The following is a 7446-nucleotide window of genomic DNA, read 5'->3' as shown; positions in this document are numbered from 1 at the left end:
ACATCTTTGAAACTATCGAGGAGGTGCAGCAGATAGCCACTGAATGGCTGTGGACCTACAACAACGAACGCCCCAACATGGGCATCGGCGGCGTCACACCCGCCATGAAGCTGAAAATGGCCGCGTAAATTCTACGCCAGCGCCCCGCTAAAACGGGGAGGATTACCCGGGACAGGCCTGCCTGCCCACTTTTGCGCCAGCAGCCAGGTTCCGATCTCACCGTAGAGCGCTATACCCTGCCATGTAAAGTGCACCCCGTCATAGACGTCATAAGGGGACCCGTTGACCAAAATCCACTCGAATTCGGCAGCATGATTCATTTGCCAAACGATAGGCATCATGATTGCATCGGGGCTGTTGGTGCTGTCCCTATCGCCGCCATGAATGCCGGCCACCCATTGCGGAGGTCTTCCGAAAGCCCAGAAGAATGCGCTTCGCTGTCTCCAGGGATTTGCGCCAGAATTGAGCCTGGCTCCCGCCCACCTGATCGAGCACCAGATCATATTGATCGAGGCTGACGGCTTCGGGATTGACCTCGGCAATCTTGGTCACGGCCCGCATCAGATCCCGGCGAGTGGCTTCGTCCAGCTCCTGCGACTGAACCAGTTCCACCGGCAACAAGCCCTGCACATCCTCCGGGGTGAGTTTCCCGAGCAGATCTCGGGCCTTGGTGCCCAGATCCGAGGATTCCAGCACAGACATATCCTGACGCAGTGCCTCATAAGCCGTGCGTCGATGATCCGTCTCGGGCAGGGCCTCCATGGTGCTGACCAGACGGCTGGCATCCATGCCCTACATCCGATCCATATTCAGAAGCAGGTCGATCGCCGCTGCAACCCGTTCCTGGGGTTGCGCCTTCTGGTCCTGCATCTGCCGACCCCTGGCCTCGATCACCTCGGTGCGGCGCAGCCGCACCCGAGGTTTATCCGCATAGGTCGCGCGGAGATCTTCATGGTCCTCGAGCGCCAGAGCGCTTTCAGCCTCATCGAGGAACAGACCGGCCATGATATCCTCGGGCAGCGGCAGGCCGTTGGCGTGGAACACGCGGGTTTCACGGCCGAAATGGCGCAACAGGCGTTCGGCCTCAAAAGTGGCGAAGCGGCTGCAGGATCGTTCGCGCAGAGAGCCGCAGAGCAGCAGGATGCGCGGCGGATGGGTCGCGCGCGGAACGGCGGGAATGTCCAGCGGCATGAGGGCTTCGGGCGACAGGTTTGGCAGGTCGGGGCTCATGGGCGGACCTCCATCGGCGCGGTGTCGGCGGGGAACCAACGTGGTCTGAGGCGCAGGGCGACATTCACCAGCAGGATCAGCACCGGGACTTCGACCAGCGGGCCGATAACGGCCGCGAAGGCCACGGGCGAAGCCAGCCCATAGGCGGCGATGGCAACCGCGATCGCCAACTCGAAATTGTTGCCCGCCGCCGTGAAGGCGATGGCGGTGGTGCGCGGATAGTCTCTGGCGATCAGTCGGCCCATGGCAAAGCTGACCATGAACTGGATGGCGAAATACAGCACCAGCGGGATGGCGATCCTGACCACATCCAGCGGCAGACGCACCACATCCCCGCCCTTCAAGCTGAACATGGCGACAATCGTGAACAAGAGCGCGATCAGCGTGATCGGACTGATCTTCGGCAGGAAGACGTCGCGATACCAGGCGTTACCCTTACGTGCGATCAACAGGCGGCGGGTCAGGAAACCTGCGGCGAAGGGCACACCCAGATACAGCAGCACGGCCTCGGTCACAGTCCAAAAGCCGACATCGATCACGCTGCCCTGCAAACCAAACAGCGGTGGCAGCACGGTCAGAAAGAACCACGCATAGGCCGAGAAGAACAGGATCTGGAAAATCGAGTTGAAGGCCACCAGCCCGGCAACATACTGATTGTCGCCCCGCGCAAGCTGGTTCCAGACCAGCACCATGGCGATGCAGCGGGCAAGGCCGATCAGGATCAGACCGGTCATGTATTCCGGCTGGTCGCGCAAGAAGATGACCGCCAGCACGAACATCAGCATCGGGCCGATCAGCCAGTTCTGCACCAGAGACAGTGCCAGCACCCGCTTGTCGGTAAAAACCTGCGGCAGATCTTCATAGCGAACCTTCGCGAGCGGCGGATACATCATCAGGATCAGGCCGATGGCGATAGGAATATTGGTCGAGCCAACCGACAGGGCGTTCAGCGCATCCGGCAGACCGTGAAAGACGGTGCCAAGCAACAGGCCAAGGGCCATGGCCGCGAAGATCCAGAGCGTCAGATAGCGGTCGAGAAATGAAAGCCGGCGGGCCGGGTTGGGGGCGGTCATCTGGGTTTCCTCGGATCAGGCAGAGCGGGTGCGGTTGCCCTGGGCATCGACGACCTGATCGCCGTCTTCCTTGCTGAAGGCGGCCTGTTGGGGCGGCAGCAGGTCCAGCACCTGTTCCGAGGGACGGCAGAGCCGCACCCCTTTGGGGCTGACAACGATGGGGCGATTGATCAGGACCGGATGCGCCATCATGGCGTCGATCAGCGCCGCGTCGCTCAGGGTGGGATCGCCCAAGCCAAGTTCGGCATAGGGTGTGCCCTTCTCACGCAGCAGCTCGCGCGGCGCGATCCCCATGAGGGCGATCAGGTTTTCGAGCATCCTGCGCGAGGGCGGGCATTTCAGATACTCGATGACATGCGGCTCGACCCCGGCATTGCGGATCATCGCCAGCACATTGCGCGAGGTACCGCAGTCCGGGTTGTGATAGATGATGACGTCCAAAGGGTCAGGCCTTTCGGGCTGGGGTTGGGGCGCAGGCGCAATTCAGCGCCGCGACGGCCGGCGCGCAGATCTCGGGATGGCCCTGGCAGCAATCCTGCATCAAAAAGCCGACCAGCTCGGCCAGGGCCGGATAAACCGCGCTGTAGATGATGAAGCGCCCGTCGCGGCGTGATTGGACTAGCCCGGAATGTTCGAGATGGGTCAGATGAAACGACAGGCGCGAGGTTGTGGCCCCGCCAAGGGCTTCGCCAATCGCCCCGGCTGCCATGCCCTCCGGCCCGCCTTGCACCAGCAGGCGGACGATACGCAGACGGGTCTCTTGCGACAGGGCGGCAAACGCGGCGAGTGCCTGGCTCTCTTCCATCGAATCAACCTCTCAATAGATGTTGAATTAATGGGGCTGAACTGTATTCGCGTCAATATGCAACACGCGTATAAGTGGCCCGCTGGCCAGAGCTCCAAGCCGTCAAGGCGGATGAACAGCCCGATTTCATTCTGTGTGACCAGCTGACCGCTCACCCTAAGAACGTCGCTCCGGACCACGGCGTCAGCGTCGGCATTTCGTCGATCACCCTGATCTCGCGCAGCATGCCGCCAGCCAGTAGCCCGTCCCTCACCCATTCCAGCGCCAGCCACCCATGCGCGTAATGTCGCCGTGCCGCCGCAATCTGATCGGGATGCGGGGACCAGGTGATCGGGCAGGCGCGAAGCTGGACGGTTCGCCATTTGCCGCGGGTCAGCACACGCGTGGTGCCCACGGGGATGGTGATTGAGCGTGCGCAATGCTGGTTGCGCCTCATCTCGACCGGCACGCAGCGGGGCACAGCACCGGGCATCCAGTCGGGCGCCATGCCTGCCCGCGCAAGTTCCGCGATGCGGATCGCCAAGCGGAGGCCGCCCAGCGATGTGGGCAGCCCGGCGATGCAGGCGGCAATGACCTCGGCGTCCTCGTGGGTGGAGCTGTCCGGCTTGTAGCGGCCACCGTCGATGCGGCAGCCCAGCGTAGCGCGCTGCATCAGCACATATTCGAGGCCGTATCCGGGGCGGGCGCCGCGCTCGGGATCGGGATCGGGTGGTTCCGGCAGTTCCAATCGGGCTTTCTCGGTGCGAAAGGCCCATTCCAGCACCGGCTGGACGCCCAGCTTGCGGCGGGTGCGGTTGCCGCCCTTGGCGGTTTTGGAGAACCGAGAATGCATCGTCACAGCACACCCCGCTCACGCAACCGTTCGGTGGTGACCAGGCCGCGCTTGTCCGTCCTCAGGGTTTTCGGGACAGATGTCTTTGACGATTTTCTCGCCGTGGCTCTGCTTGGTTCCGGGTTTCTGTCTCATCTCCACTCCTTGGCGGTTACGATGTGTCAGAAACCCTCTCTTATCAAACCACCCTAAACTGTCCCATTGGCGCTGACGTTAGACAAGGGAAACGAACAGGCGCCGCCGGGTTCGGAGTGCATCTTTTGTCAGGCCCGGCTACCCTCGGGCCACGCGCAGAGATCTGATATGCGCCCGCGGCAATCCCCGACTGGTTGTCGGTGGCGGCTGTTGCCGGACCGCTGAGTTGCAGCAGGCCGGACCAGGCCTGCCGTCGCCTGTGGCTGCGCGCAACGCATCGGGGTCAATCGCAATGACCACACGACGGGCTTGGCGCCAAGATCCCGGCCCTGGACGCACGGGCGTTCTGCGGCGGCTTGGCTGGGGTTGCCGGGCTGCCTGGGCCGCATATATCCCGATCGTCGCATGTGGACATTCCGCGCGATACGGACACCATCGCGTGATGTCCGTTTCCGGTTGAGAGGTGGCGAGATGGCTGAACCAAAATCCGAACCCTCGGGGCCCCTGTCTTTCCCGGTTTTCCGGGCGTTGTGGATTGCGACGATCATTTCCAATATCGGCACCTGGATGCACGATGTCGGGGCGGCATGGCTGATGACCTCTCTATCGCCCAGCCCGCTGCTGGTCGCCCTGGTGCAGGCGGCGACGACGCTTCCGATGTTCCTGCTGGCACTGCCGTCCGGGGCCATGGCCGACATCGTCGACCGGCGCAAGTTGCTGCTGGCGGCGCAGGCGCTTGGCCTTGTCGCCGCTGCCGTGTTGTCGGTGCTGACCCTTCTGGGATTGACATCGCCCTGGGTGCTGCTGGCCGCGACCTTTGTGCTGGGGGTTTCGGCGGCAGTCAGCGCGCCGGTGTTTCAGGCCATCGTCCCTGAACTGGTCGACAAGCAGACGCTGCCCGATGCTGTCGCGTTGAACAGCCTGGGGGTGAATATCTCGCGCGCCATCGGCCCGGCGCTTGGAGGGGTGATCGTGGCACTTGCCGGCCCTCCGGCGGTCTTTGCGCTGAATGCGGTCTCTGTGCTGGCCGTGTTGGGAGTGCTGCTTTTCTGGAAACGCAAGGAAATGCCGCACAGCCTGCCGCCCGAGCATTTTTTCGGCGCATTGAAGGCCGGATACCGCTATGCCCGGCATTCCAGCGCCATGCGACTGGTGCTGATCCGGGCCGCAGGGTTCTTTCTGTTCGGCAGCGCGCTTTGGGCGATGCTGCCGCTGGTCGGGCGCCGCATTCTTGGCCTTGATGCGGCCGGCTATGGTGCGCTTCTGGGCTGCATGGGCGCCGGGGCGGTATTGGGTGCGCTGCTGCTGAAGCGGCTGCGCAAGCGCATTCCGGCCAACACGATTTCGATCTGGGCGACCGTGGGGTTTGCGCTGGCGACACTGGCGCTGGGCCTGGTTCCGACTGGCTGGATCGCGGGGGTGGTGATGTTCATGGCCGGGATCGCCTGGATCGGTATGCTGACCTCGCTGAATGTGGCGGCGCAGATGGCCTCTCCCGGTTGGGTCAAGGCGCGGGCGCTTGCGGTCTATCTGCTGGTCTTTCAGGGCGCGATGGCGGCTGGCAGTATTCTGTGGGGCACGATTGCCTCGTGGTTCAGTGTGCCGGTTGCGCTGTTCACTGCGTCCGTTGGGCTGGCCGCGTCGATCCTGCTGGCCCGCGTCTGGCAGCTGCCGAAAGATGCCGCGACCGACCTTGCCCCCTCGAACCACTGGGCCGAACCGGTGGTCGCCGTTACACCTGACGACGACCGCGGGCCGGTGCTTGTTGAAATCGAATATCGCGTCGACCCTGCGAAAATGGCCAAATTCGTGGCCGCCCTGCGCAGGTTCAGCATAACGCGGCAGCGAGATGGCGCGATCCGTTGGGATGTTTGGGAGGACGTCGCAGAGCCCGGCCGGGTGGTCGAGGCATTCGTGGTCGAAAGCTGGGTCGAGCATCAGCGCCAGCACGCCCGCGTCACCCATTTCGATCAGTCGGATCAGCAGATGCTCAATGCCTTCCATATAGGCGAGGGCGCACCTGTGGTCCGGCATCTGCTGCGGCCGCTGCCCGACACCCGCAAAACGACGGAACATTGAGAATGCAGGGACAAGGATGATGAAAGCCTTGGATGCTGCCCGCTGTTCTGCTCGGCGTATCCCAGGATAGGGGCCGCGTTGGAATGCGCAAAACCCCGGAAGGTGCTGCGCAAAAGATGACAGCGCCCGGAAAGGCGGCTTCCGTCGCTGCCTGCGGCGCAAACTTTCGCCGCAGCCTTTCTTGGGGTGCGGATGGAAAACACCTTCATGGATTCGACGCTGTTCGGGACGGTGTTGCCACCATAGATCCCGCCCGTGGCACGATGCGCTGCGCATTGTCACGCTCATGCTACTTTCATTCTTGCAGCATGAGCGCAATTTCACCCGGTCGATCCATGCCGCCGGCAAGGTCAGGTCAAACCGGGTCCCAGCTGAACACGTCTGCCGATACGTCAAGCGGCACATAGCTGGCCCGAAGTGCTGGGATCGCATGGGTTCTGACGCTGTCCAGCGTCCAGCCTTCGCTGCGTTGGACCGACCGGGTCGGGCGCGGTTGCGATATGACGAAAATCTCGTTGTTGCGCACGGCGAAGATCTGGCCAGTGGTGTCCGCGCCCTCGTCCGACGCAAGGTAAAGTGCGAGCGGCGCGATCTTTTCCGGTGACATCTCTTTCATGCGGTTCACGCGTTCCTCCTGTTCGGGGCTGTCAACCTTGATCGAGGATGTCATTCGGCTCCAGGCGAAAGGCGCAATGCAGTTCGAGCGGATGTTCCAGCGCCGCAGGTCAAGCGCGAGCGATTTCGACAGGGCCGCGATCCCCAGTTTCGCGGCCGAGTAGTTTGCCTGCGCAAGGTTGCCGATCAGCCCCGAGGTCGAGGTCATGTGGATCAGACTGCCCGATCCCTGCTCGCGCATCACGTCGGACGCGGCGCGACTTACGTTGAACGTGCCATACAGATGGACCTTCACCACAGCATCGAAGTTCTCGTAGGTCATCTTGTGGAAAAAGCCGTCGCGCAGAATGCCTGCGTTGTTCACCACCGCGTCCAGCCGGCCGAATGCATCGACGGCCAGCTTGACCATCGCTTGTGCGCCGGCCGGATCGGTGACGTCGTCGCCGCTGGCAACCGCGCGGCCGCCCGCCCGTTCTATCTCGGCAACCGTCTCCTGCGCGGCCGCGCTTGATTCGCGCTGACCCTCAAGCGAGGCGCCGATGTCATTGATCACGACTGCGGCGCCGGCCTTGGCTGCCTCCATCGCAATGGCGCGTCCAATGCCGCCACCGGCGCCGGTCACAAGCATGACCTTTCCATCAAGTTGCTTCATTTCGGGCATATCTCCTCCGTCTTTC

At 63.0% G+C, this 7446-nt stretch carries 9 protein-coding genes; 2 read left to right on the top strand and 7 right to left on the bottom strand.

What is annotated here, in order from left to right:
• The coding region (locus FNJ84_RS19150) for an integrase core domain-containing protein (protein WP_143794837.1) at positions 1-128 on the top strand (128 nt) is incomplete at its 5' end.
• A gap of 241 nt (positions 129-369) precedes the next feature.
• Here FNJ84_RS19150 and FNJ84_RS19145 read toward each other — a convergent pair.
• The 6 genes from FNJ84_RS19145 to FNJ84_RS19120 form a co-directional block, all read right to left on the bottom strand.
• Positions 370-789, bottom strand: coding sequence for a hypothetical protein (locus tag FNJ84_RS19145; RefSeq protein WP_143794836.1), 420 nt, complete (start codon positions 787-789; stop codon positions 370-372).
• Positions 790-792: 3 nt separating this feature from the next.
• The gene (locus FNJ84_RS22565; RefSeq protein ID WP_300042808.1) at positions 793-1230 is read right to left on the bottom strand and encodes an NAD(P)H-dependent oxidoreductase; all 438 of its coding nucleotides are present in this window, start codon (positions 1228-1230) and stop codon (positions 793-795) included.
• Positions 1227-2303 carry an ACR3 family arsenite efflux transporter gene (gene arsB, locus FNJ84_RS19135; protein WP_143794835.1) on the bottom strand — a complete coding sequence of 359 codons (1077 nt, stop codon included), beginning with the start codon at positions 2301-2303 and terminating at the stop codon, positions 1227-1229. Before arsB ends, FNJ84_RS22565 begins: the two co-directional genes overlap by 4 nt.
• Positions 2304-2318: 15 nt before the next feature.
• Positions 2319-2744, bottom strand: a complete 426-nt coding sequence (gene arsC, locus FNJ84_RS19130; RefSeq protein WP_143794834.1) for an arsenate reductase (glutaredoxin) — start codon at positions 2742-2744, stop codon at positions 2319-2321.
• A 4-nt stretch (positions 2745-2748) separates the two neighbouring features.
• On the bottom strand, positions 2749-3108 hold the full coding sequence (locus FNJ84_RS19125; RefSeq protein ID WP_143794833.1) for a helix-turn-helix transcriptional regulator: 360 nt from the start codon (positions 3106-3108) through the stop codon (positions 2749-2751).
• A 151-nt stretch (positions 3109-3259) separates the two neighbouring features.
• On the bottom strand, positions 3260-3940 hold the full coding sequence (locus tag FNJ84_RS19120; RefSeq protein WP_143794839.1) for a hypothetical protein: 681 nt from the start codon (positions 3938-3940) through the stop codon (positions 3260-3262).
• A gap of 606 nt (positions 3941-4546) precedes the next feature.
• Between FNJ84_RS19120 and FNJ84_RS19115 the strand changes: the two genes are divergently transcribed.
• Positions 4547-6154: an MFS transporter gene (locus FNJ84_RS19115; protein WP_143794832.1), complete on the top strand. Its 1608-nt coding sequence runs from the start codon at positions 4547-4549 to the stop codon at positions 6152-6154.
• A gap of 355 nt (positions 6155-6509) precedes the next feature.
• On the opposite strand, the gene FNJ84_RS19110 is transcribed toward FNJ84_RS19115, so the two are convergent.
• Positions 6510-7430, bottom strand: a complete 921-nt coding sequence (locus FNJ84_RS19110; protein WP_143794831.1) for an SDR family NAD(P)-dependent oxidoreductase — start codon at positions 7428-7430, stop codon at positions 6510-6512.
• Between the last annotated feature and the right edge of the window lie 16 nt (positions 7431-7446).

Origin of the sequence: Paracoccus sp. M683 (assembly GCF_007096355.1) — a bacterium.
Lineage (GTDB): Bacteria > Pseudomonadota > Alphaproteobacteria > Rhodobacterales > Rhodobacteraceae > Paracoccus.
The sequence above is the reverse complement of the archived record's forward strand: the minus strand, read 5'-3'. Positions and strand labels throughout refer to the sequence as shown.

Coding starts and splice junctions, on each gene's coding strand:
- FNJ84_RS19110 (WP_143794831.1), bottom strand. CDS start 7,430: ATGCCCGAAATGAAGCAACTTGATGGAAAGGTCATGCTTGTGACCGGC.
- FNJ84_RS19145 (WP_143794836.1), bottom strand. CDS start 789: ATGGATGCCAGCCGTCTGGTCAGCACCATGGAGGCCCTGCCCGAGACG.
- FNJ84_RS22565 (WP_300042808.1), bottom strand. CDS start 1,230: ATGAGCCCCGACCTGCCAAACCTGTCGCCCGAAGCCCTCATGCCGCTG.
- FNJ84_RS19125 (WP_143794833.1), bottom strand. CDS start 3,108: ATGGAAGAGAGCCAGGCACTCGCCGCGTTTGCCGCCCTGTCGCAAGAG.
- FNJ84_RS19120 (WP_143794839.1), bottom strand. CDS start 3,940: ATGCATTCTCGGTTCTCCAAAACCGCCAAGGGCGGCAACCGCACCCGC.
- FNJ84_RS19115 (WP_143794832.1), top strand. CDS start 4,547: ATGGCTGAACCAAAATCCGAACCCTCGGGGCCCCTGTCTTTCCCGGTT.
- arsB (WP_143794835.1), bottom strand. CDS start 2,303: ATGACCGCCCCCAACCCGGCCCGCCGGCTTTCATTTCTCGACCGCTAT.